We start from the raw sequence: 20,818 nt of genomic DNA on the forward strand, positions 1-20,818 counted from the left end.
ATGGGGCCGGACGCGCTCCTTCGCCTGACCGGCGTCTCGAAGAGTTTCGTGCCCGGCCATCCGGTGCTCGAGAACGTGTCCGTCTCCTTTCGGCGGGGCGACGTGCACGCGGTGCTCGGCGAGAACGGGGCCGGCAAGAGCACGCTGCTCAACATCGTCTTCGGCCTGCAGCAGCCGGACGAGGGAGGCCTCCTGCTCGACGGGCGGCAAGTCGTCCACCGCACACCCTCGGATGCGATCGCCCACGGCATCGGCATGGTGCATCAGCACTTCAAGCTGGTGCCGAGCTTCACGGCCGGCGACAATCTGCGCCTCGCCGCCACGCCTGCGGCCCGCCGGCGGGTGGCGCGCGATGCCGACATCGTCCGGCTTGCCGCGAGCTACGGGCTGCCGATCCCGCCCGAGGTCCTCGTCTCGCGGCTGCCGCTCGCCCTGCAGCAGCGCGTCGAGATCCTGAAGGCCCTCGTCAACGAGGCCTCTCTCATCCTGTTCGACGAGCCCACGACCATCCTCGGCCCGGCCGAGATCACGGCGTTCTATGCGGTGCTGCGCCGCCTCGCCGCCGAAGGCCGGGCAATCGTGGTGGTGACGCACCACCTCGCCGAGGTGCTCGAACACGCCGACGGCGTCACCGTGATCCGCCGCGGGCGCGTCGTCAGCTCGGGGCCCGTCGCCGGCAAGCAGCGGGCCGATCTCGTCCGCGACATCATCGGCCGGGCGCTGGAATTGGAGCCGCTCGGGTCCGCCACGGGACGTCCTCCGGGAGCTGTCGCCGCCCGGCTGGAGGGGGTGAGCGTGGCCCAGCGGGCCTCGTCGGCCGGCCTCCACGAGGTGTCGCTGGAGCTGCGGCAGGGCGAGGTGGTCGGTGTCGCGGGCGTGGAAGGCAACGGCCAGCGCGAGCTGTTCGATGTCCTCGCCGGGCTGGCGAGGCCTGAGCGCGGCGCGGTCACCTGGACGCACCCGTCCCCAGCTCCGTCGACGCCGGCCCGCGGCGCCGCTCCGGGCCTCGTGCCCGAGGACCGCCAGCAGGAAGGTCTGGTGCTCGACCTCCCGATCGCCTTGAACCTGCTGCTCGACCGGATCGGCGAGCCTCCCTATGCGACCGCGGCGGGCTGGTTGCGGCGCGACGCGATCGATAGCCGCGCCTCGGCGATGTGTGCCGAGGCCGACGTGCGCACGCGTTCGGTCGAGCAGACGCCGCGCACGCTCTCGGGCGGCAACCAGCAGAAGATCGTGCTGGCGCGCGCGCTCGCCGGCGATCCGTCGGCGGTGATCGCGCATCAGCCCACGCGCGGCCTCGATTTCGCGGCGAGCGAGGAGGTGCTCCATCGCCTGCGCGCGGCGGCCGAGGCGGGCCGCCCGGTGCTCGTCATCTCCAGCAATCTCGACGAGCTGCTGCGCATCAGCGACCGCATCATCGTCCTTTATGGCGGCCGGATCGTCGGCGCCCTGTCGCGGCCGGTCGATCGGGAGCGGCTCGGCGAGCTGATGACCGGCGGCCGGATCGAGGCGCTTTCGGCATGAAGACCCTCGTCTCCGCTCAACCGGCCGGCACCTTGCCGCGCCGCTTGCACCTCTTCGTCGGCCGGATCGGACGGTCCGGCGCGATGCTGGTGCTGACCGCCTTCGCCTCGAGCATTGCCATTGGTCTCGCGCTCCTGGCGCTGCTGGGCACGGATCCGGTGCGTGCCTTGGCGGTGATGCTCGACGGCGCTTTCGGCTCGCCGCGCGCGGTGGCCGACACCCTGGTCTTCATGGCGCCACGCCTGCTCACCGCACTGGCCGCCCTGCTGGCGCTGCGCTGCGGCTTCTTCAATCTCGGCGGTGAAGGTCAGCTCCAGCTCGGCGCCGTCGGCGCGATCCTGCCCTCGACCGTCCTGCCGCGCGAGCTCGGCCCGCTGCTGTTGCCGCTCTCGATCCTGAGCGCCGCCCTGTTCGGGGCGCTCTGGGGCCTCATCCCGGCTGTCCTGAAGCTCTGGCGCGGCGCGAACGAGATCATCACCACCCTGATGCTGAACTTCGTCGGCATCTATCTGGTCAAGTACCTGGTGCAGGGACCCCTGCAGCCGCCCGGGTCGGACTTCAACATGTCCGCCAAGGTGCCGGACGGCGCCATGCTGCCGATCCTCGTGCCCGGCAGCCGGCTGCATGCGGGCGTGCTGCTCGCCGTGGCCGCCGCCGCGGCGGTGTGGGCGCTGCTCTACCACACTGCGTACGGGGCGCATCTGCGCGCGGCCGGCATGGCGCCGGGGACCGCGCGGCTCCTGCACCTGCCGACGCGCCGGCTCGTGGTGTCGTCGATGCTGCTGTCGGGCGCGCTGGCAGGTATCGGGGGCGCCATCGAGGTGCTCGGCGTGCAGTATCGGCTGATCGACGGCTTCAGCACCGACATGGGCTTCGACGGCCTCGCCATTGCCCTGCTCGGCGGCCTCGATCCGATCGGCGCGACCATCGTGGCGGTCTATTTCGGCGCCATCGACAGTGGCACGCTCGCCTTGCAGAGCGCCCTCAGCGTCCCGGCGGCGCTGGCCCAGATCATGGCTGGCCTGCCCATCATCGCGCTGGCCTGCCTCAACGGCTACAAACTGCTGAAGGGACGTCCGCTGTGGTCTTCGACGCGGTAACCTTCGGCCTCCTGCTGGCCTCGGCGGTGCGGCTCGCCGCGCCGATCCTGCTGGCTTCCCTCGGCGAGCTCGTTGCCGAGCGGGCGGGCGTGCTCAATATCGGGCTCGAGGGACTGATGCTGTTCGGCGCCTTCGGTGCGGTGCTGGGCTTGCAATGGAGCGGCGAGCCGATGCTCGGTGTCGTCTCCGGCATGCTGGCCGGCGGTGTTGCCGCCACCGCGCTGGCCGTCGCCGTCGCTGTCTTCCGCGGCGACAGCGTGGTCGTCGGCATCGGCTTCAACATCCTTGCGCTAGGCTGCACCTCGCTCGCACGCGAGCTGCTGCTGTCGCCGTCCTTCACGGTGCCGTCGCTGCGGGCCATCGCCAGTTGGCGGATCCCGGGCTTGTGGGAGCTGCCGGTCGTCGGACGCGCCTTCTTCGGCCAGAGCTCGCTTCTTTATGGCGGAGTCATCCTCGCCGTCGTGCTGTGGGCGCTGATCCGCTACGGCCGCCTCGGCCTCGTGCTTCGCGCGGTGGGCGAGGGGGCGGGCGCCGCAGACGCGGCCGGCATTCCGGTCACCGCCGTGCGGTTCGCCGCCATGACGTTCTGCGGCCTGCTGGCCGGCATCGCCGGCGCCTACCTGGCCCTGATCGCCTCGGGCGGGGTCTTCGCCGACAACATCACCGCCGGGCGCGGCTATCTCGCCGTCGCGGTGGTGATCTTCGGCCGCTGGAATCCGCTCTGGATCATGTTGGTGTCCATCCTGTTCGGGTGCGCCGACGCCCTGCAATACCAGGGGCAGGCGATCGGCCTGGCGCTGCCGGCGCCGCTGCTCCTCATGTTCCCGTTCGTGCTCGCGCTCGCGGCCTGGGCCGTCATGGGCCGCAGCGGGGCGGCCCCCGGTGATCTCGGCCTTCCCTTCATTCGCGGCGCCCGTTAGCCGCAAGCGATCCGTATCCGTTCCCTTCGCCGTCCGCGCCCATCGATGCGCGCGGCTGCACATCCCTCGAAAACGGAGGTCACCATGAACGTTGCGATCAATCCCGAAGGCTGGCTTCCCGGCCGCACGTCGGCCGGCACGCACCACCTCAACTGGGGGATCCGGGCCGGAAGCCATATTTATGTGGCGGGGATGCTGGCGACCGACCCCTACGACGGCCGCATCGTCGGCGTCGACGACATCGAGGTGCAGACCCGCCGTGTGCTGGACAGCATCAAGGAGGTCATCGAAACCGCCGGCGGAACGATGGACGACGTGGTCTTCAACCAGATCTTCTTGAGGGACCTCGCCGACTACGACAGGATGAATGCCGTCTACGTCGAATACTTCCCGAATATACTTCCTGCCCGCTTCTGCGTGAAGCTGGAGATGGTGAAGCCCGAGTTTCTCGTCGAAATCGCCACCACCGCCGTCATCTCCTGAGCCGGTCGGCCGAAAACGAGCTGGGTCCTCCCTCTGATGCATGCGCCACCGCCATCACGGCGGCGGTGGCCATCCTGGTGGCGATGAAGGGTCACATGGCAGCGAGCCGCGTGACCAACCCCGCGCCATCGGCATTTGGCGCCGACGGCCGCCTGCGCTATCGGGTAGCCCGACCTTATGAACAGTCGGGGAGGGTGCCGTGACGGCAGCAGCATCGCCAGAGGGCAATCCATTCGATCCGCTGAGCCGGCCGCTGGTGCCGTTGCGCGGCTTCGACGAGCTCGTCGTCGGCGAACGCTTCCCGGCCCCGGCGCGGACCGTGACGCTCGCTCACTTCTCTGCCTTCCAGGCGCTGAGCGGCGACAACCACCCGATCCACTACGATCGCGACTATTGCCGGGCGACCGGCCATCCCGACCTGCTGGCGCACGGGCTGCAGGTGCTGAGCGCCACGGCCGCCGGCGCCGGCCTGTTTCCGCACGTCATCGGCCCGAAGCTGATCGGCTTCGTCGAGGTGCAGGCCAAGTTTCTCAAGGGCGTCTTTCCCGACGACACGCTCTATCCGCTGCTGGAGATCACCGAGCTGGTCAGGCAGCGCACGACGGGGCTCGTGCACATGCGCGCGACGGTGGAGAACCAACGCAGCGAGGTCGTGCTGGAGGGCAGGCACACCTACCTCATGCGGCTGTGATGCAGCGGCGGGTTATCGCGCCGCCTCGGCCTTTCCCGCTTGGCGGCCGCGCATGATCAGCCGGTCGCGCCGCACTTCGTAGGAGGCGAGGCGGTTGAGGAAGCTCATCCCGAGCAGGTTCTCGAACAGTGTTCCAGGCTTGGCCACGAGCGCCCGCACGCGCCGCTCCACCAGCCCGCCGATCGCCAGGCTGTCGATGGTGGCGCCGGCCGCCATGGTGCGGCCGTTGGCGGTGATGATCACCTCCGAATAGATGAGCTTGGCGGGATCGATGCCCGCCGCCGCGGCCGTCTCCGGCGTCAGCACCACGGCGCTCGCCCCGGTGTCGAAGACGAAGCGAGCGTCGGCGCCGTTGATCTGGCCCTTGACGACGAACTCCCCGTTCATCCGGCGGGTGACCGAGACTTCGCCGCCTTCGGCGGTGTCCGTGGTGCCCGGCGCCAGTTCGCTGAAGAGGCGCCCGCCGATGGCGGTGACGGCGTCGCGGTAGGAATAGAGCGCCACCAGCATGAGCAGCATCGCGGCCCAGAAAGCCAGGGCTTCGACCGCGCGGAGCCAGCGGCCGCGATAGTGTGGAATGACCGTGCCGATGACGACGAGGCCGACGGCGACGAGCCAGGCCACCGACGCGAATTGATCGGGACGGAGGCCGGCGATCGACTCGTGGTCGCTAAACAGCATCAGCGCGGCGATGGCGGCGATGATGATGCCGAGCCCGATCGAGCTGCGCATCAGCGTGTCCTCACGCGTCCGAGCTCCGGCTGATCGATGCGCGTCAGCCGGTCGGGAAGCACCGCCATGATAGCCCGGCGCTCGGCCTCCGTCGTCGTCGACCAGCGGGCGATCTCGTCCAGCGTGCGGCCGCAGCCCACGCACAGCCGGGTGACCGGGTCGATCGTGCAGACGTTGATGCAGGGCGTGGAGACGTTCATCGGCGGCGTCCGACCCAGACGAGAGATGGGGCGGCCGAACCGGCGCCGTCGTGCGTATGCATGGCTATCAATGTCGGCATCGGCGGCGCCCGATCAAGATGGCGGCGGCGGGGAAGCGATCGGCTCGGCGCCCATGTGGCCATCGCCGGCGACGGTCTCGGCCCAGGCCGTCGCCCAGGCGCTCAGCGGCGCCAGCGCCGTTGCCAGGGCCGCGCCCGTGCTGGTGAGCCGGTAGCCGCCGTTCAACTCGATGAGACCGGCCTCGCGCATCTCGCGCAGGCGCACGTTGAGAGTCGCCGGTGGCAACTCGGTCGCCTGGCGCAGGGCCCGAAAGCTCAGCGCGCGGCCGCCCCGCAGCTCCCACAGCAGCCGCAACGCGCCGCGGCGCCCGAGCAGGTCGAGCGCCGCCATGATGGGGCGGCCGGTGGACGAGCCGCGAACGGGCTGGCCGGGCATGATCTTGCGACCCGGGGCGGCACTGTCCGATGTCATTCGCTCCATCCCGAACCGTCGCAATCGAGTCGTCATAGCAGACGGACGTGCCGTTGACCTGTGGCACGGATGCGCTACAAAAAATGTAGCGATCCCGCCTCCTCCGGATCCGCGCCCTTGCAGGGAGACTCGCCATGGACGCCGTTGCATCGCAAGCCGTTCCGCGCATCGCGCCGGCCGCGCCGCCGTGGAGCGAAGCGATCGGACGGGCGTTGGCGCCGGTGACGCAGCCTGGCCGCGAGGCGTTGCTGCTGTTCCGGGTGATGGCGCGCGACGAGCGCCTGTTCTCTCGGTTCTTCGGCGGCGGGCTGCTCGACAAGGGGCACCTCAGCCTGCGCCAGCGCGAGATCGTCATCCATCGCATCTGCGCCTTGAACCGGGCGGAATACGAATGGGGCGTGCACGCCGCGATCTTCGCCGAGCGGGTGGGGCTTGGCCCGGCCGAGCTGGCGGCCACCATCCACGGCGATGCGACCAGTGCCTGCTGGACCGCGGACGAGGCCCTGCTGATCGAGCTGTGCGATGCAACCAGCCGCGCAGCGACGATCTCGCCTGATCTGTGGCGGCGGCTCGAGGCCTGCCTCGGCGAGCTCGCGGTGTTGGAGCTGCTGATGCTGTGCGGATTCTACAGGACGGTGTCGCTGCTCGTGAACGGCCTTGCCCTGCCGGGCGAGCGCTGGGGGCGGCGCTTCGACGAGTTTCCACCGGGATGAGCTGGGGCAGGCGACCTTTCGGACCGGCGCGGCGCTTCACCCCTTTCCCAGCCAGGTCTATAGCTGTGGCACGATTCGATCGGCGGTCACGTCCCGCCGCGCCCAGCTCCGTCCGCCCGGGGATCCGATGCCCGCCACCTTCACCGGACTGCCGTTCGATGACATCCGCCGCCTGATCCAGGACCTGCCTGGGCCCGACATGCATGCAGTCGAGGAGGTGCGGGCGCGAGACGGGCAACTGACCAAGCCCCCGGATCGCTCGGGCGCCTGGAGAGCATCGTCGAGTGGCTCGCGGCCTGGCAGGGGCGGTCGGTCCCCGCCGTCAACCGGCCGGTCGTCTGCGTCTTCGCCGGCAACCACGGCGTGGTGGAGCAGGGCGTCTCGGCCTACCCGCAGGCGGTGACGCAGCAGATGCTGGAGAATTTCGCCGCCGGCGGCGCGGCGATCAACCAGATCTGCGCAGCCTACGATCTCGGCTTCAAGGTCTTCGATCTGGCGCTCGATCTGCCGACGGGCGACATCACGCAGACGGCGGCGCTCGACGAGAAGGCCTGCGTTGCCACCATGGCCTTCGGCATGGAGGCGATCGCCGGCGGAGCCGACCTGCTCTGCCTCGGCGAGATGGGCATCGGCAACACGACGATCGCCGCGGCGATCTATGCGGCGCTCTACGGTGGCGACGCGGCCCATTGGGTCGGCCGCGGCACGGGGATCGACGATGCGGGCCTCGACCGGAAGATCGCGGCGGTCGAGGCCGCCCTCGCCACCCATCGCGGCCATCTGAGGGACCCGCTCGAGGTGCTGCGCCGGCTTGGCGGCCGCGAGATCGCCGCCGCCGCCGGCGCCATCCTCGCCGCCCGCATGCAGCGCATCCCGGTGATCCTCGACGGCTATGTGATCACCGCCGCCGCCGCCGTCCTGCACGCGGTCGATGCCGATGCCGTCGGCCATTGCCTGGCCGGCCACTGCTCGGCGGAAGGCGCCCATCGAGACGTTCTGGAGCGGCTCGGCAAGAAGCCGGTCCTTGATCTCGCCATGCGGCTAGGGGAGGGGACGGGCGCCGCGCTCGCCGCCGGCATCGTGCGGGCCGCTGCCGCCTGCCACAACGGCATGGCGACGTTCGAGGCTGCGGGCGTCTCGTCGAGAGAGCGCAGCACCGGCGGTCCGTGAGGCGCCCCCGCGCTCGCGGTGGAGGCGCGCGCCGGCTGCGCCGCTTCAGCCCGGCGGACATCTTGCTGGTCGGCGCGCTGTTCGTCGCCTGCGCAGCGCTGGTCGCCATCCTGCCCCGCCGGACACTCGAACCGCCGCTGAATGGGCGGGCCTATGCCATCGACGGCGATTCCTTGCGGCTCGGAGAACAGGAGATCCGGCTGATCGGGATCGACGCGCCCGAGCTCCATCAGAGCTGCGAGCGCTTCGGCGAGACATACGAGTGTGGCCGCTTTGCCCGGTCGGAGCTGGCGACGCTGCTGGCCCGCGGCCCGGCGAGCTGCCGCAGCGAGGGCACCGACACGTACGGGCGGATGCTGGCGGTCTGCCAGATCGCCGGCGAGGACGTGAACGCGGCGCTCGTGCGCGGCGGCGCGGCGACGAGCTACGGCCGCTACGAGAGCGAGGAGCAGGCGGCCAGGACGGCGAGGCGCGGTATCTGGGCCGGCACCTTCGAGAAGCCCGCCGACTGGCGTCATCGACATCCGCGGTCTGGCGGAGGCCCGATGCCCCCCACCGGGGCGCGATGACCGAGCGCCGGATCGTCAGTGGTCGCACGGCTACCGCCCCTGGCTTGCGCACCGCCGAGTGATTTGCGGTGTGCGGTGCCGCACATCGCGCTGCGGCAGGAGAGGGTAGTCTCACCAGCGTTAGATCTCCCAGACCCCTCATCCTTGGCGCTGCCTTCGGGCAGCGCCTTTTTTCTGAGGCGTGCCGCTGTCGCAAATCGTGCGAAAGGTGTTCAATCAAGCGCGAGCTGATCCTTTTCCGCGTTGACCTGGCGCCGAGCCGATGGTCCTTCTTGGGAGGAGGAACATGGATGAAGCTCTTCGACGCACCGCGCGCACCCAATCCACGACGGGTGCATATCTTCCTGGCCGAGAAGAATGTGGAGCTCGAGCGCGTCCCGGTCGACATCGGCAAGATGGAACACAAGTCGCCGCAGTTCGGTGCGTTGACGGCCGTCCAGCGATTGCCCGCGCTGCAGCTCGACGACGGCACGGTGATCGCGGAATCGACTGCCATCTGCCGCTATTTCGAGGAGCTGCACCCGGAGCCGGCGCTGTTCGGCCGCGGCCCCAAGGGCAGGGCGCTGGTCGAGATGTGGCACCGGCACGTGGAGTTCTATCTGGCCCAGCCGATCTTCTTCGCCTTCCGCCACATCCATCCGAGCATGGCGCTGCTGGAAACGCCTCAACTTGCGGACTGGGGCGAGGCCAACAAGAGCAAGGCCGCCGAGTTCATGGCGATCCTGGACGGCGAGCTCAAGAGCCGCGAGTTCATTGCGGGCGACGATTTCAGCATTGCCGACATCACGGCGCTGTGCGTTATCGATTTCGGCAAGGTCGCCAAGGTGAGGATGCCGGAGGAGCTCGCGCATCTGAAGCGCTGGCACGCCTCCGTCTCGGCCCGCCCCAGCGCCAGCGCGACTTAGGCGCCTGCCCGAGGCTCAGATGAGGTGCGCGGCAGCCCGTTGGCGTTTCTCCGCCAGGAGCCGGTCGGCAGGTATAGTCGCATGTGTCGCTGCGCTCGGTCAGGGGTCGGGTGGCGGAATGCCGCGCGGCAGCCCGGCGGCGGCCTCGTTCGTGGTCGATCGGTCCTTGCCTCTTCAGCGTTCAATGCAGTGCAACCGCTACTCACAGACGGGCTCCTGACATGCGCGTCACTATTCTCGGCTGCGGCGACGCCTTCGGCTCCGGGGGGCGCTTCAACACCTGCTTCCTCGTGGAGACGGGCGGCCGGACGATCGCGGTCGATTTCGGCGCCTCGTCGATGGTCGCGCTGAAGCAGCGCGGCATCGACCCCAACCGGATCGATGCGGTCGTGCTGAGCCATTTGCACGGCGACCACTTCGGCGGGTTGCCGTTCCTGTTTCTCGACAGCCAGTTCGTCTGTCGCCGCCGCGCGCCGCTGACCATCGCCGGGCCGGTGGGCACCGCTCAGCGCCTGAAGCTGACCATGGAGGCGTTCTTCCCCGGCTCATCGGGCAACGCGTGGCACTATCCCGTCGCGGTGGAAGAGCAGGCCTGCGGCACGCCCTTTTCACTCGGCGCGCTTGCCGTCGAGCGCATCGAGGTCATTCATCCCTCCGGCGCTCCGGCAACCGCCCTGCGCCTGTCCAGCGGCGGCAAGCTCTTCGCCTATTCCGGCGATACCGCCTGGACCGAGGCGCTGGTCGACGTGGCCCGCGACGCCGATCTGTTCATCTGCGAATGCTACATGTTCGACGGCAGCCCGCCGTACCATCTCTCGTTCGAGATGATCGAGGCCAACCGGGCGCGTCTCGGCGCCCGGACGATCATGCTGACCCATATGGGCGAGGACATGCTTGCCCATCGGCATGTGGCGGCCGCCAAGGGCTATCGCCTCGCCGACGACGGGCTGATCGTCGACCTGTAGGGCAAGGCGACCGGTGTGAACTCACCCAATCGCAAGAGAAGCGCTCCAGATAAAATGCTCTAGGGCGACGGGAGGCTATTTCCTCTCCAGCCTGGCGATCAGGCTGGAGGTGTCCCAGCGCTTCCCGCCCATCGCCTGCACCTCGCCGTAGAGCTGATCGACGATGGCCGTGATCGGCAGCGAGGCGCCGTTGCGCCGCGCCTCGTCGAGGCAGATGGACAAATCCTTGCGCATCCAGTCGACGGCGAAGCCGAAATCGAACTCACCGGCCGCCATGGTCTTGAAGCGGTTCTCCATCTGCCAGGATTGAGCGGCGCCCTTGGAAATGGTGGAGATGACGGCCTCCACGTCGAGACCCGCCTGCTTGGCGAAGTGGATCCCCTCGGCCAACGCCTGCACCAGGCCGGCGATGCAGATCTGGTTGACCATCTTGGTAAGCTGGCCCGAGCCGGCGGGGCCCATGAGCCGGCAGGCCCGGGCGTAGCTCATGATGACCGGCTCGGCCCGCTCGTAGTCGGCCGCGCCCCCCCCGCACATCACGGTGAGCTGGCCGTTCTGCGCGCCGGCCTGGCCGCCGGAGACGGGGCCATCGATGAAGCCGAAGCCGCGCTGCCGCGCCTCGGCATCGAGCTCGCGCGCCACGTCGGCCGACGCGGTGGTGTGATCGATGAACAGGCTGCCCTTGGCCATGCCGGAGAAGGCGCCGTCCGGCCCCAGCGTCACCTGCCTCAGGTCGTCGTCGTTGCCGACGCAGGCGAAGACCAGCTCGCAGCCCGCGGCTGCCTGGGCCGGCGTGGGCAGCGCCTCGCCACCATGCTCGGCGACCCATCGCCGGGCCTTGTCACCGTTGCGGTTGTAGACGGTGACCTCGTGCCCTTTCGCCTTGAGGTGTCCGGCCATCGGATAGCCCATCACGCCCAGCCCGAGGAAAGCGACCTTGGCCATGTCTTGCTCCTGCCTTTGGTTGTTCGGCCTGTCCCGAGGAGGCTTGGCGGAGCCGACACCCCTGGGCCCTGGCGGCCGGCACTTTAGCGTGGTGGATCTGAAGGTCTTCGTCTTTGTATGGCATTCGCGTTGATGAATTTCAAATCTGTTGAATCACACTAGAATTGCGGAGCTGCCAGTGTGGCCCAGGAATTCGAAATTCACGCCCAGCCCTGCTCTGAGGTGGCGCGAATTTCGGATTCGCCGCGTCCGGCGAATCCTCCATTGACCCCCTCGGGACGGCCGCTCATATCATCCTTGATGATCACCAAGGAACACGTCCTCGCAGCACTTGCCCAAGTCGCTGGGCCCGATGGGGCGACGCCGCTGCCGCGAAGCGGCGTGCTGTCCGATATCGTGGTCAACAACGGCAAGGTCTATTTCTCGATCGGCATCGATCCGGCGCGCGCCGGCGAACTGGAACCGATGCGCGTTGCAGCCGAACGGGCGGTCAAGGCGCTGGGTGGCGTAGACGGCGTCGTCGCGACGCTGACCGCCGAGGCGCCGACGGGCGGTGGTGGCGCTCGTTCCGGCGCGGCGCCCGGCCGTCCTGGCCAGCCGCAGCCGGGGCCGCGCGCCACGGCGGCGCGGGCGCGCTCGGAGGTGCCCGGCGTCAAGCAGATCATCGCCGTTGCCAGCGGCAAGGGCGGCGTCGGCAAGTCGACCACCGCCTGCAACCTGGCGTTGGCGCTGGCCCGCACCGGCCTCCGCGTCGGCGTGCTGGACGCGGACGTCTACGGCCCGTCGATGCCCCGGCTGTTCGGTATTTCCGGCAAGCCCGAGCTCGGCGATGACCGCATGCTGCGGCCGCCCGAGCGCTTCGGCCTCAAGGTCATGTCGATCGGCTTCCTCGTCGAGGACGAGGCGGCGATCATCTGGCGCGGCCCGATGGTGATGTCCGCCTTGCAGCAATTGCTGCGCGAGGTGGCCTGGGGGGCGCTCGACGTGCTGGTCGTCGACATGCCGCCGGGCACGGGCGATGCGCAGCTCACCATGGCTCAGAACGTGCCGCTCGCCGGCGCCGTCATCGTCTCCACGCCGCAGGATCTGGCGCTCATCGACGCGCGGCGGGGCATCGCCATGTTCCGTAAGGTCGACGTCCCGGTGCTCGGCATCGTCGAGAACATGTCGACCTTCATCTGCCCCGCCTGCGGAACCCGGTCGGACATCTTCGGGCACGGCGGCGCGCGCCACGAGGCGGAGCGGATCGGCGTGCCGTTCCTCGGCGAGGTGCCGCTGCACATCCGCATCCGCGAACTGTCGGACAGCGGCGAGCCGGTGGTGGTCGCCGAGCCCGACGGGCCCCACGCGCGGGCCTACGACGCCATCGCCCGCCAGGTCGCGGCGGGGTTGGCCGGCGAGGCCGCCGGGCGTCGCGCACCGCCGCGGATCGTCATCGAATAGATGCCGGCGGGAGCCGCTGCGCGCCGGCGCTGCCGTACCTTTGAACGAAGGTTTAGGCCGATTCGGCGTGTTTTCTGTTGCACTGGGCCGCTCGCGCTGGTTCTCTCGCCGCCAATCGGACACGCGCCAGGAGCGCGCCGGGACGTGGGAGGATTCGAAGCATGAAGCGCCGCCAATTCTTGCAGACCGCTGGTGTCGGCGCCGTCGCCGGAGCCGTTGCATCGCCGGCGATCGCGCAATCCGCGCCGGAGGTGCGGTGGCGCTGCACGTCGAGCTTCCCGAAGTCGCTCGACACCATCTTCGGCTCGAGCGAGCTGTTTGCCAGGACGGTTTCCGATATTACCGACGGCAAGTTCCAGATCCAGGTGTTTGCAGCGGGTGAGATCGTCCCCGGCTTGCAGGCGCTCGATTCCGTGCAGAACAACACTGTCGAGATGTGCCACAGCGCCTCGTACTACTATGTGGGCAAGGATCCGACATTTGCGTTGGGGACCGCTATTCCTTTCGGCCTCAATTCCCGCATGATGAATGCATGGTTTTATGCGGCCGGCGGCCTGGATCTGCTGAACGAGTTCTATAAGAAGTACAACGTGCTGATGCTGCCCGGCGGCAACACCGGCACGCAGATGGGCGGCTGGTTCCGCAAGGAGATCAAGTCCGTCGGCGACCTGTCGGGGCTCAAGATGCGCATCGCCGGCATCGCCGGCCAGATCCTGACCAAGCTCGGCGTCGTGCCGCAGCAGATCGCCGGCGGCGACATCTACCCGGCGCTCGAAAAGGGCACGATCGACGCGGCGGAATGGGTCGGGCCCTACGACGACGAGAAGCTCGGCTTCGCCAAGGTGGCCCAATACTATTACTATCCCGGCTGGTGGGAAGGCTGCGCGGCGCTCAACTTCTTCGTCAACCAGGACAAGTGGAACGCCCTGCCGAAGCCGTACCAGGCAGCGGTGCGTGCCGCCTCCGGGCTGATGAACGGGGAGATGCAGGCAAGCTACGACGCCAAGAACCCCGCGGCGATCAAGCGGCTGGTGGCGAGCGGCGCCCAGCTCAAGGCCTTCCCGCAGGATGTCATGGAAGCCTGCTACAAGACCGCAAATGAATTCTATGACGAGCTCTCCGGCAAGAACCCGGATTTCAAGAAGATCTACGACGTCGTCAAGGCCTTCCGCAACGACGAGTATCTGTGGTGGCAGGTGGCCGAATACACCTACGACAACTTCATGATCCGCGCCCGCGTCCGCGGCTGAACGGGCCGCTCCGGATCGGCAGACCCGGTCAGATGGCCTCATCCGATCGGGTCGCTGCCAAGGCGGTAGGGCGCTAACCGCCGGTCGTGCTCATGTGGCGGCTCGCGACGCCATGCTCGCGGCGACGCTCGATGATGAAGTCATGGCCCTTGGGCTTGCGGGCAATCGCCGTCTCCACGGCCCGCTCGAGCTGCTCGTTGCCCTCCGAGGCGCGCAGCGGTGCGCGCAGATCGACGGCATCCTCCTGGCCGAGGCACATGTACAGGGTGCCGGTGCAGGTGACCCGCACGCGGTTGCAGCTCTCGCAGAAGTTGTGGGTGAGCGGCGTGATGAAGCCCAGCCGGCCGCCGGTTTCCTCGACCCGGACGTAGCGCGCCGGCCCTCCCGTGTTGTCGGGCAAATCAGTGAGCGTGAACTGGCGCTCCAGGCGGCTGCGGACATCGCCGAGCGACAGGAACTGATCGATGCGCATCGGCTCGATCTCGCCGAGCGGCATCACTTCGATCAGCGTCAGATCGAAACCGCGCCAATGGGCAAAGCGCAGCAGGGTGTCGATTTCATCCTCGTTGACACCCTTCAGCGCCACCGCATTGATCTTGACGCGGATACCGGCGTCGTCCGCCGCGTCGATCCCCGCCAGAACCCGGTTGAGGTCGCCCCAGCGCGTGATGGTGCGGAAGCGATCCGGGTCGAGCGTGTCGAGGGAGACGTTGATGCGCCGCACGCCGCAGTCGGCGAGCTCGGCCGCATACTTCTCCAGCTGCGTGCCGTTGGTCGTCAGCGTCAGCTCGCTGAGGCGGCCCGAATCGAGATGCCGGCTGAGCGAGCGGAAGAGGCCCATGATGCCCCGCCGCACCAGCGGCTCGCCGCCGGTGATGCGCAGCTTGCGCACGCCCCGCTCCACGAACGCGCTGCACAGCCGATCCAGCTCCTCCAAGGTCAGCAGATCCCGCTTCGGCAGGAACGTCATCTCCTCGGCCATGCAGTAGACACAGCGCAGATCGCAGCGATCGGTCACCGACACGCGCAGATAGCTGATGGCACGACCGAAGGGATCGACGAGCGGATGGGACTGGCCGTGAACGTTGAAACCGATCGGCGTCAGGGCGGGCGTCTTCAAACGCATCTCCTCGGGCGCGCGACATAGGCGGCCCCGTGTGCTGAATATATCGTAAGCGCTCGCGAGGTGGTCAACCTATACCGTCGGTTAGGTGGACAGGCCGCCGCGTCGCGCCCGAGCGCCGACGATATCGAGGAGCTGCACTCATATGACCGCACAGGCCGACGACATCTGGCCGAGCGAGCTGCGCCTGTCTCCCGACAAGCGCCAGCTGACCGTCAGCTTCGAGGACGGCGCCCGCTTCGAGCTGAGCGCGGAATATCTGCGCGTCATGAGCCCGTCCGCCGAGGTGCAGGGGCACGGGCCGCACGACAAGCGCATTCAGGCGGGCAAGATCGATGTCGTCATGGCGGCGCTGGAGCCGGTCGGCCGCTACGCCGTGCGCATCGTCTTCGACGACGGCCACGACACCGGCCTCTACACGTGGCGTTACCTGTATGAGCTCGGGACGACCCACGACGAGGCCTGGCCGCGCTATCTCGCCGAACTGGCGCATCGCGGCCTGTCCCGTACGCCCTGACGACGCGACGGCGCAAAAAGAAAAGGCCGGCAGAGCCGGCCTTTGACCTCTGACCTTGATGCAAGGGCCTGCGGTCAGCGCAGCACGACCACCTGGGTGCCGACGGAGACGCGCGAGTAGAGATCGATCACATCCTCATTGATCATGCGGATGCATCCCGACGAGACCGCCTGGCCGATCGTCTCCGGCTCGTTCGAGCCGTGGATACGGAACAGGGTGCTGCCGAGGTAGAGCGCGCGGGCGCCGAGCGGGTTTTCAGGGCCGCCGGGCATGAAGCGCGGCAGATCGGGACGGCGCTTCAGCATCTGCGCCGGCGGCGTCCACGACGGCCATTCGCGCTTCAGCGTGATGCGCTGCACGCCACCCCAGGAGAAGCCCTGCCGACCGACGCCGACGCCGTAGCGAATGGCCCGGCCGCCGGGGAGGACATAGTAGAGGCGCCGTTCGGACGTCGACACGACGATGGTGCCGGGCTTGTACGGGCCGGGGTAAGTCACCAACTCACGGGGAATGGCGGTCGCTTGCGGCCGATAACCGGGCGGGCTGTAGTTCAGCGGCTGCCGCGTCAGCGGGTCGATCTCGATCTGGTAGGCTTCGGCGGTCGTGGCCCAAGTCGCCAAGCCCACAAAGATGCTCGCCACCGCGAGTGTCAAGCGACGCATTGTTGCCTCGTAGGATGCTGTCGGTCGTTACGCACGAAACCTCCGCGTCCGATGGATTCGGACCGGCGCCTCGGCTGTCTTCGCGAGCCAAAATGGTCAACAAAGGATGCGGACGCAATTCAATCGATCGACCTCGATGCGGATCGTCGGCGGTCGTGACCAGCACGCAACACCTGGCTCTCCGGAGCGGCGCGTGGCCGCATCGCGCGCCGCCCACGGCGATCGTCCTTGACCTTCGAGGCGCACTTCCATATGAAGTGCGCCTTCCCGGCGAGGCGTACCGTCGCCGCGGCCGAGGGCGGTTAGCTCAGCGGGAGAGCACACGCTTCACACGCGTGGGGTCACAGGTTCAATCCCTGTACCGCCCACCACTCCCATCCGACGCACATTGTAGTCCATCAGTCGGTCGAAGCCGGTTCCGGTCGCAACGCCGCCGCCGGACCCTGCGTGCGCATCGCCGCCGAGACGGCGGCCGATGTCATCGAGCGCAGGTTGGGGAAGTCGCCGCGGATCTCCTCCAACTGTAGCCGCTGGAGCCCGGCCGGAACCGACAGCTCGTGGTGAGCCCCGCCGTCGGCGTCCAGGCGCCAGGTGAGCAAGCCGGCGATGTGCTCGCCCCCATACGCGGCATGGGTGAGGAACGAGGTCGCCGGCGCCCAGACGTGAGCGGCGCCGTCCATGGTGCGCACCCGATATTGGTGGACGTGGCCGCAGCTGACCAGACGGACCGAGTCGTGCCTCAGCAGGTCGGCCAGCCAGCGGCGGGCTTCGCCCGGCACGGCGTGGTCGGGCTCGTCGCCCTCGTCGAGGGATTCCAGATAGAGCGGCTTGTGCAGGAACACTGCGACGAAACGGCCGTCGGCCGCCGGGATGACCGTTTCGGCCCAGGTGCGTTGAGCCGCCTCGTCGGCGAGACCGCTGGCCATGAGCTGGGTGTTCAGGCCGACGATGCGCCAGGCGCCGTGATCACGATACCAATAGTCGGGCCCGACGATGCTGCGGTAGCGCGCCAGCCTGATGGCGTCGACGGCCTGATCGTGGTCCGGCCGGCACTCGCCGATGTCATGGTTGCCGGGCAGGCACAGCGGCTCGAGCGGCCGCAGCTCCTCCATCGCGTGCGTGAGATCCGCCTCCCAATCGGCGCCGTTGACCGTCAGGTCACCGCTGACGACGACGAGATCCGCTTGCGCCGCCAGCGTATCGCGGGCCGCCGCTCGCCAGTTGGAGAGGAAGAAGGGGTGACTCGGACTGAGGTGCAGGTCCGTCAGCTGAATGATGGTGAGCGCTCCGACCGACATCCGAGCCTCCGTGCTGCGCTACGGGATTCATAGCAGTGCGGCACAATGCGCGACCTCCACAACAGCTTGGTGACGGCCGCCACCTTGGTCGGCGGTGGCGTCCAGGTCGGGCCGCAGCGTCTAGATTTCCGGCAGCTTCAGCCACTGCGCCAGCGCGTTCAGGATGAGGTTCACGGCGACGGCCGAGAGGATCAGGCCCATGATCCGGCGCAGCAGGTTGGCGCCGCTGTTGCCAATCAGGCGGGAGATCGGGCCGCCGAGCGCGAATGTCGTGAGCAGCACCACCATGACGGCCGCGAGCACCCCGATGGTCTCGAACTGGTGCGCGAACGAGTCGCGGTTGTTGTCCATCAGCACGATGACGGTGAGGATCGCGCCTGGCCCGGCGATGATCGGCATGGCCAGCGGATAGACCGCGATATCGACGACCGAGCTGGAGCCCGCCGCGGGCGCTTGACGCGCGGCCTCCGGCTGCGGCCCGGCCGGCGCGGCGATGGCCTCGGACTGGCTCTTCTCACCCAGCACCATGTGAATGGCGAACAGCAACAGGATGATGCCGCCGGCGATCTGGAACGACAGGAGCGATACGCCCATGCCGTGCAGCAGATATTGTCCGGCGAAGCCGAACACGACGAGAATCGTGAAGGCCATGGCGACCGACAGCAGCGCCGCCGCGCGCCGCTGGCGCGTGTCCAGGCTCTGGGTCGCCCCCAGGAACAGCGTGAGGTGGCCGATCGGATCGAGCACCGCCCACAGCGTGATGAACTGGGTGATGAGAAGGTCCTGGTCGGAGATCACGCCTGCTCTGCTCCCGTCGGCTCGACGACGGGAGCTTGTGGCTCGCCGCGCGCCCGATGGCAACGCGGCGCATGCGGTGAAGGGGAGCTTAAGGCAACATCACTTCACCAGGGGGCAGCCGCCATCCTTCAACGGCCGGAAGGCCTGATCGCCCGGCACCTCCGCCAGCACCTTGTAGAGGTCCCACTCACCTTTCGACTCCTCGGGCTTCTTCACCTCGAGCAGCAGCATGCTGTGCACCATGCGGCCGTCCTCGCGCAGCACACCGTTGTCGGTGAACATGTCCCTGACGGGCGTCGCGCGCATCTTGTCCATCACCGTCTTGGCGTCCTTGGTCCCCGCCGCCTTGACCGCGTTGAGGTAGTGCAGCGTCGCGCTGTAGTTGGCGGCCTGGTTCATCGTCGGCATGCGCTTGGTGCGTTCGTGGAAGCGCTTCCCGAAGGCGCGCGATTTGTCGTCCTTGTCCCAGTAGAACGCCTCGGTGACGACGAGGCCCTGCGCGGTCTTCAGCCCGAGGCTGTGCACGTCCGAGATGAACATCACCAGCGCTGCCAGCCTCTGTCCGCCGGCGACGATGCCGAACTCGGCTGCCTGCTTGATCGAGTTGATGGTGTCGGCACCGCCGTTGGCGAGGCCGACGATCTTGGCCTTGGAGGTCTGCGCCTGCAGCAGGAACGAGGAGAAGTCCTGGGTGTTGAGCGGCGCCTTGGCGCTGCCGAGCACCCGGCCGCCGTTGGCCCGCACGACGTCGGCGGTATCGCGCTCGACCGAGTGGCCGAAGATGTAGTCGGCGGTGATGAAGAACCAGGTGTCGCCGCCCTGCTTGACGATGGCGCTGCCGACCGTGTGGGCATTGGCGTAGGTGTCGTAGGTCCAGTGTGCCGTATAGGGCGAGCAGCGCTTGCCGGTGATGTCCGAGCTCGCCGCCTGGGTGACCATGACGATCTTTTCCCGCTCCTTCGACAGCTCCATCACCGCCAGCGCGATGGCCGACGTCGGCAGATCGATGATCATGTCGACGCCTTCGGAATCATACCAGCGGCGCGCGATGGCAGATGCCGTATCCGGTTTGTTGAGGCTGTCGGCGCTGATCATCTCGATGCGCTGGCCGAGCACTTCGCCGCCGAAGTCCTCAATGGCCATCTTGACCGCCTCGATCGCCCCGGTGCCGCCGATGTCGGAATAGACCGACGACAGATCGGCCAGCACGCCGATCTTGACGGGCCCCTGCGGGGATTGGGCAAGGCCCGGCGAGCTGCAATGAAGGGTCGCGACGGCCGCAGCCGACGCAAGAGCAACGCTCCAGCGGCGCATGTTTCCTCCGAAAGATCTTATTATTCCGCACGTTATCTTGGCAGTTCGGCGCACCTGGAACAACCGTCGGCGCGGCTTGGGCCGCGCCGATCTGGGCGGTGACCAGACCGCCTGCCTGCGCCTCAGCGGCCCTGGAAGCTGGGCGGCCGCTTTTCCATGAACGAGCGCACGCCTTCCTGGAAATCCTGCGTGCGCATGAGCGGCAGCAGCTGCAGGAAGACGTGGTGGACGTGCTCGTTGAACGGTTCGTTCAGGCCCATGCGCATCATGCGCTTGGCGGCCTGGACGGCGAGCGGCGCATTGCCGGCGATCTCGGCCGCGAGCGCGCGGGCGCGGTCCGCCAGCGCCTCGTCATCGACGACCTCGGACGCCAGGCCTATGGTGAACGCTTCGTCGGCCGCCAGCGTGCGGCCGGTCAGGATCAGCTCGGCCGCCTTGGACCAGCCCAGCAGCCGCGGCAGGTACCAGGTGCCGCCCGATTCAGGCACCACGCCACGCTTGCAGAAGGCGACCGCCAGCTTGGCCGAGCGTGCCAGCAGCCTGACGTCGGCGCCCAGCGTCAGGTCGAAGCCGTAGCCCGCCGCACCGCCGTTGACGGCGCAGACGATGGGCTTGTCCATGGCGTGCATGACCGTCGGCGGCGTGTTGCGCAGGTCGAGGTTGGTCGGCGAGGAGGCGCTGGACAAGAGCGAGTCGCCGCTGCGCTCGGCCTTGAGGTCGAGGCCGGCGCAGAAGGCGCGGCCGCGCCCGGTCAGGATCACGCAACGCACATCCGGGTCCTGGTTGGCGTCGACCAGCCGCTGCGTCAGCTCGTTCAGCATCGGGCCGGAGATGGTGTTCATGCGCTGCGGCGCGTTGAGCGTGATCGTGGCGATGTGGCTCGAGACGTCGTAGAGCACTTCGCTGGCCGGGTTGTCGTCGATGGTCCGCTGCTGCGCCGGTTCGGCCATGGTCGCGTCTCCTCCCTGATTGTCAGCGATGTGCAGGCACCTGATCATGGCGGC

The 20,818-nt window shown here is 68.4% G+C and carries 22 protein-coding genes, 1 tRNA gene and 1 pseudogene; 14 read left to right on the plus strand and 10 right to left on the minus strand.

From position 1 onward, the window contains the following. From ACZ5PO_RS24140 to ACZ5PO_RS24160, 5 genes are all read left to right on the plus strand, one after another. Complete coding sequence (locus tag ACZ5PO_RS24140) at nucleotides 1-1,524, plus strand: ABC transporter ATP-binding protein (protein WP_464184436.1); 1,524 nt, start codon at nucleotides 1-3, stop codon at nucleotides 1,522-1,524. Then, nucleotides 1,521-2,624, plus strand: a complete 1,104-nt coding sequence (locus tag ACZ5PO_RS24145; RefSeq protein WP_464184437.1) for an ABC transporter permease — start codon at nucleotides 1,521-1,523, stop codon at nucleotides 2,622-2,624. Before ACZ5PO_RS24140 ends, ACZ5PO_RS24145 begins: the two co-directional genes overlap by 4 nt. After that, complete coding sequence (locus ACZ5PO_RS24150) at nucleotides 2,606-3,544, plus strand: ABC transporter permease (protein ID WP_464184438.1); 939 nt, start codon at nucleotides 2,606-2,608, stop codon at nucleotides 3,542-3,544. Before ACZ5PO_RS24145 ends, ACZ5PO_RS24150 begins: the two co-directional genes overlap by 19 nt. Nucleotides 3,545-3,628: 84 nt before the next feature. After that, entirely contained in the window at nucleotides 3,629-4,027 is a 399-nt protein-coding gene (locus tag ACZ5PO_RS24155; RefSeq protein ID WP_464184439.1) for a Rid family hydrolase, read from the plus strand. Between the two features lie 199 nt (nucleotides 4,028-4,226). Further along, nucleotides 4,227-4,718, plus strand: coding sequence for a MaoC family dehydratase (locus ACZ5PO_RS24160; RefSeq protein WP_464184440.1), 492 nt, complete (start codon nucleotides 4,227-4,229; stop codon nucleotides 4,716-4,718). Nucleotides 4,719-4,730: 12 nt separating this feature from the next. Here ACZ5PO_RS24160 and ACZ5PO_RS24165 read toward each other — a convergent pair whose 3' ends face one another. From ACZ5PO_RS24165 to ACZ5PO_RS24175, 3 genes are all read right to left on the minus strand, one after another. Next, nucleotides 4,731-5,450: a retropepsin-like aspartic protease family protein gene (locus ACZ5PO_RS24165; protein ID WP_464184441.1), complete on the minus strand. Its 720-nt coding sequence runs from the start codon at nucleotides 5,448-5,450 to the stop codon at nucleotides 4,731-4,733. Then, nucleotides 5,450-5,650 (minus strand): DUF1289 domain-containing protein, encoded by a 201-nt coding sequence (locus ACZ5PO_RS24170; RefSeq protein ID WP_464184442.1) that lies wholly within the window; start codon nucleotides 5,648-5,650, stop codon nucleotides 5,450-5,452. The genes ACZ5PO_RS24165 and ACZ5PO_RS24170 overlap by 1 nt, the downstream gene beginning before the upstream one ends. A gap of 93 nt (nucleotides 5,651-5,743) precedes the next feature. Further along, the gene (locus tag ACZ5PO_RS24175) at nucleotides 5,744-6,142 is read right to left on the minus strand and encodes a winged helix-turn-helix transcriptional regulator (RefSeq protein WP_464184443.1); all 399 of its coding nucleotides are present in this window, start codon (nucleotides 6,140-6,142) and stop codon (nucleotides 5,744-5,746) included. A gap of 134 nt (nucleotides 6,143-6,276) precedes the next feature. Here ACZ5PO_RS24175 and ACZ5PO_RS24180 point away from each other — a divergent pair, with 134 nt between their 5' ends. The 5 genes and pseudogenes from ACZ5PO_RS24180 to ACZ5PO_RS24200 all read left to right on the plus strand — a co-directional run bounded on the left by ACZ5PO_RS24180 (nucleotide 6,277) and on the right by ACZ5PO_RS24200 (nucleotide 10,464). Continuing rightward, nucleotides 6,277-6,855 carry a carboxymuconolactone decarboxylase family protein gene (locus tag ACZ5PO_RS24180; RefSeq protein ID WP_464184444.1) on the plus strand — a complete coding sequence of 193 codons (579 nt, stop codon included), beginning with the start codon at nucleotides 6,277-6,279 and terminating at the stop codon, nucleotides 6,853-6,855. Nucleotides 6,856-6,982: 127 nt separating this feature from the next. After that, nucleotides 6,983-8,025, plus strand: a pseudogene (gene cobT, locus ACZ5PO_RS24185) (nicotinate-nucleotide--dimethylbenzimidazole phosphoribosyltransferase). Continuing rightward, nucleotides 8,022-8,594, plus strand: a complete 573-nt coding sequence (locus ACZ5PO_RS24190) for a thermonuclease family protein (RefSeq protein WP_464184445.1) — start codon at nucleotides 8,022-8,024, stop codon at nucleotides 8,592-8,594. The pseudogene cobT and the gene ACZ5PO_RS24190 overlap by 4 nt, the downstream one beginning before the upstream one ends. Before the next feature lie 290 nt (nucleotides 8,595-8,884). Next, complete coding sequence (locus ACZ5PO_RS24195; RefSeq protein WP_464184446.1) at nucleotides 8,885-9,499, plus strand: glutathione S-transferase family protein; 615 nt, start codon at nucleotides 8,885-8,887, stop codon at nucleotides 9,497-9,499. Nucleotides 9,500-9,720: 221 nt separating this feature from the next. Then, nucleotides 9,721-10,464 carry an MBL fold metallo-hydrolase gene (locus ACZ5PO_RS24200; protein WP_464184447.1) on the plus strand — a complete coding sequence of 248 codons (744 nt, stop codon included), beginning with the start codon at nucleotides 9,721-9,723 and terminating at the stop codon, nucleotides 10,462-10,464. Between the two features lie 75 nt (nucleotides 10,465-10,539). On the opposite strand, the gene ACZ5PO_RS24205 is transcribed toward ACZ5PO_RS24200, so the two are convergent. Beyond that, on the minus strand, nucleotides 10,540-11,409 hold the full coding sequence (locus ACZ5PO_RS24205) for an NAD(P)-dependent oxidoreductase (protein WP_464184448.1): 870 nt from the start codon (nucleotides 11,407-11,409) through the stop codon (nucleotides 10,540-10,542). A gap of 300 nt (nucleotides 11,410-11,709) precedes the next feature. Here ACZ5PO_RS24205 and apbC point away from each other — a divergent pair, with 300 nt between their 5' ends. After that, entirely contained in the window at nucleotides 11,710-12,852 is a 1,143-nt protein-coding gene (gene apbC / locus ACZ5PO_RS24210; RefSeq protein ID WP_464184449.1) for an iron-sulfur cluster carrier protein ApbC, read from the plus strand. A gap of 161 nt (nucleotides 12,853-13,013) precedes the next feature. Beyond that, on the plus strand, nucleotides 13,014-14,102 hold the full coding sequence (locus ACZ5PO_RS24215; RefSeq protein WP_464184450.1) for a TRAP transporter substrate-binding protein: 1,089 nt from the start codon (nucleotides 13,014-13,016) through the stop codon (nucleotides 14,100-14,102). Between the two features lie 73 nt (nucleotides 14,103-14,175). On the opposite strand, the gene moaA is transcribed toward ACZ5PO_RS24215, so the two are convergent. Next, nucleotides 14,176-15,222 carry a GTP 3',8-cyclase MoaA gene (moaA, locus tag ACZ5PO_RS24220; RefSeq protein WP_464184451.1) on the minus strand — a complete coding sequence of 349 codons (1,047 nt, stop codon included), beginning with the start codon at nucleotides 15,220-15,222 and terminating at the stop codon, nucleotides 14,176-14,178. A gap of 148 nt (nucleotides 15,223-15,370) precedes the next feature. On the opposite strand from moaA, the gene ACZ5PO_RS24225 reads away from it, so the two are divergent. Next, nucleotides 15,371-15,742: a gamma-butyrobetaine hydroxylase family protein gene (locus ACZ5PO_RS24225; protein WP_464184453.1), complete on the plus strand. Its 372-nt coding sequence runs from the start codon at nucleotides 15,371-15,373 to the stop codon at nucleotides 15,740-15,742. Nucleotides 15,743-15,816: 74 nt separating this feature from the next. Here the strand turns inward: ACZ5PO_RS24225 and ACZ5PO_RS24230 are convergent, their stop codons facing one another. Continuing rightward, entirely contained in the window at nucleotides 15,817-16,404 is a 588-nt protein-coding gene (locus ACZ5PO_RS24230) for a L,D-transpeptidase (protein ID WP_464184454.1), read from the minus strand. Between the two features lie 296 nt (nucleotides 16,405-16,700). Here ACZ5PO_RS24230 and ACZ5PO_RS24235 point away from each other — a divergent pair. Beyond that, a tRNA-Val gene (locus ACZ5PO_RS24235) sits at nucleotides 16,701-16,775 on the plus strand. A gap of 27 nt (nucleotides 16,776-16,802) precedes the next feature. On the opposite strand, the gene ACZ5PO_RS24240 is transcribed toward ACZ5PO_RS24235, so the two are convergent. The 4 genes from ACZ5PO_RS24240 to ACZ5PO_RS24255 form a co-directional block, all read right to left on the minus strand. Further along, nucleotides 16,803-17,702: a metallophosphoesterase family protein gene (locus ACZ5PO_RS24240; protein ID WP_464184456.1), complete on the minus strand. Its 900-nt coding sequence runs from the start codon at nucleotides 17,700-17,702 to the stop codon at nucleotides 16,803-16,805. A 120-nt stretch (nucleotides 17,703-17,822) separates the two neighbouring features. Next, on the minus strand, nucleotides 17,823-18,500 hold the full coding sequence (locus ACZ5PO_RS24245) for a MarC family protein (protein ID WP_464184457.1): 678 nt from the start codon (nucleotides 18,498-18,500) through the stop codon (nucleotides 17,823-17,825). A gap of 99 nt (nucleotides 18,501-18,599) precedes the next feature. Then, nucleotides 18,600-19,814, minus strand: a complete 1,215-nt coding sequence (locus ACZ5PO_RS24250; protein ID WP_464184459.1) for an ABC transporter substrate-binding protein — start codon at nucleotides 19,812-19,814, stop codon at nucleotides 18,600-18,602. A 122-nt stretch (nucleotides 19,815-19,936) separates the two neighbouring features. Further along, the gene (locus ACZ5PO_RS24255; protein WP_464184460.1) at nucleotides 19,937-20,764 is read right to left on the minus strand and encodes an enoyl-CoA hydratase/isomerase family protein; all 828 of its coding nucleotides are present in this window, start codon (nucleotides 20,762-20,764) and stop codon (nucleotides 19,937-19,939) included. Nucleotides 20,765-20,818 lie beyond the last annotated feature (54 nt).

The sequence above is a fragment of the Chelatococcus sp. KU-N122 genome (assembly GCF_055391085.1).

Bases quoted from the DNA above. Each gene is read 5' to 3' on its own strand.
- ACZ5PO_RS24250 (WP_464184459.1), bottom strand. From the start codon at position 19,814: ATGCGCCGCTGGAGCGTTGCTCTTGCGTCGGCTGCGGCCGTCGCGACC.
- ACZ5PO_RS24205 (WP_464184448.1), bottom strand. From the start codon at position 11,409: ATGGCCAAGGTCGCTTTCCTCGGGCTGGGCGTGATGGGCTATCCGATG.
- ACZ5PO_RS24170 (WP_464184442.1), bottom strand. From the start codon at position 5,650: ATGAACGTCTCCACGCCCTGCATCAACGTCTGCACGATCGACCCGGTC.
- ACZ5PO_RS24180 (WP_464184444.1), top strand. From the start codon at position 6,277: ATGGACGCCGTTGCATCGCAAGCCGTTCCGCGCATCGCGCCGGCCGCG.
- ACZ5PO_RS24225 (WP_464184453.1), top strand. From the start codon at position 15,371: ATGACCGCACAGGCCGACGACATCTGGCCGAGCGAGCTGCGCCTGTCT.
- ACZ5PO_RS24200 (WP_464184447.1), top strand. From the start codon at position 9,721: ATGCGCGTCACTATTCTCGGCTGCGGCGACGCCTTCGGCTCCGGGGGG.
- ACZ5PO_RS24145 (WP_464184437.1), top strand. From the start codon at position 1,521: ATGAAGACCCTCGTCTCCGCTCAACCGGCCGGCACCTTGCCGCGCCGC.
- ACZ5PO_RS24240 (WP_464184456.1), bottom strand. From the start codon at position 17,702: ATGTCGGTCGGAGCGCTCACCATCATTCAGCTGACGGACCTGCACCTC.
- ACZ5PO_RS24155 (WP_464184439.1), top strand. From the start codon at position 3,629: ATGAACGTTGCGATCAATCCCGAAGGCTGGCTTCCCGGCCGCACGTCG.
- ACZ5PO_RS24230 (WP_464184454.1), bottom strand. From the start codon at position 16,404: ATGCGTCGCTTGACACTCGCGGTGGCGAGCATCTTTGTGGGCTTGGCG.
- ACZ5PO_RS24195 (WP_464184446.1), top strand. From the start codon at position 8,885: ATGAAGCTCTTCGACGCACCGCGCGCACCCAATCCACGACGGGTGCAT.
- ACZ5PO_RS24165 (WP_464184441.1), bottom strand. From the start codon at position 5,450: ATGCGCAGCTCGATCGGGCTCGGCATCATCATCGCCGCCATCGCCGCG.
- ACZ5PO_RS24215 (WP_464184450.1), top strand. From the start codon at position 13,014: ATGAAGCGCCGCCAATTCTTGCAGACCGCTGGTGTCGGCGCCGTCGCC.
- ACZ5PO_RS24175 (WP_464184443.1), bottom strand. From the start codon at position 6,142: ATGACATCGGACAGTGCCGCCCCGGGTCGCAAGATCATGCCCGGCCAG.
- ACZ5PO_RS24255 (WP_464184460.1), bottom strand. From the start codon at position 20,764: ATGGCCGAACCGGCGCAGCAGCGGACCATCGACGACAACCCGGCCAGC.
- apbC (WP_464184449.1), top strand. From the start codon at position 11,710: ATGATCACCAAGGAACACGTCCTCGCAGCACTTGCCCAAGTCGCTGGG.
- ACZ5PO_RS24140 (WP_464184436.1), top strand. From the start codon at position 1: ATGGGGCCGGACGCGCTCCTTCGCCTGACCGGCGTCTCGAAGAGTTTC.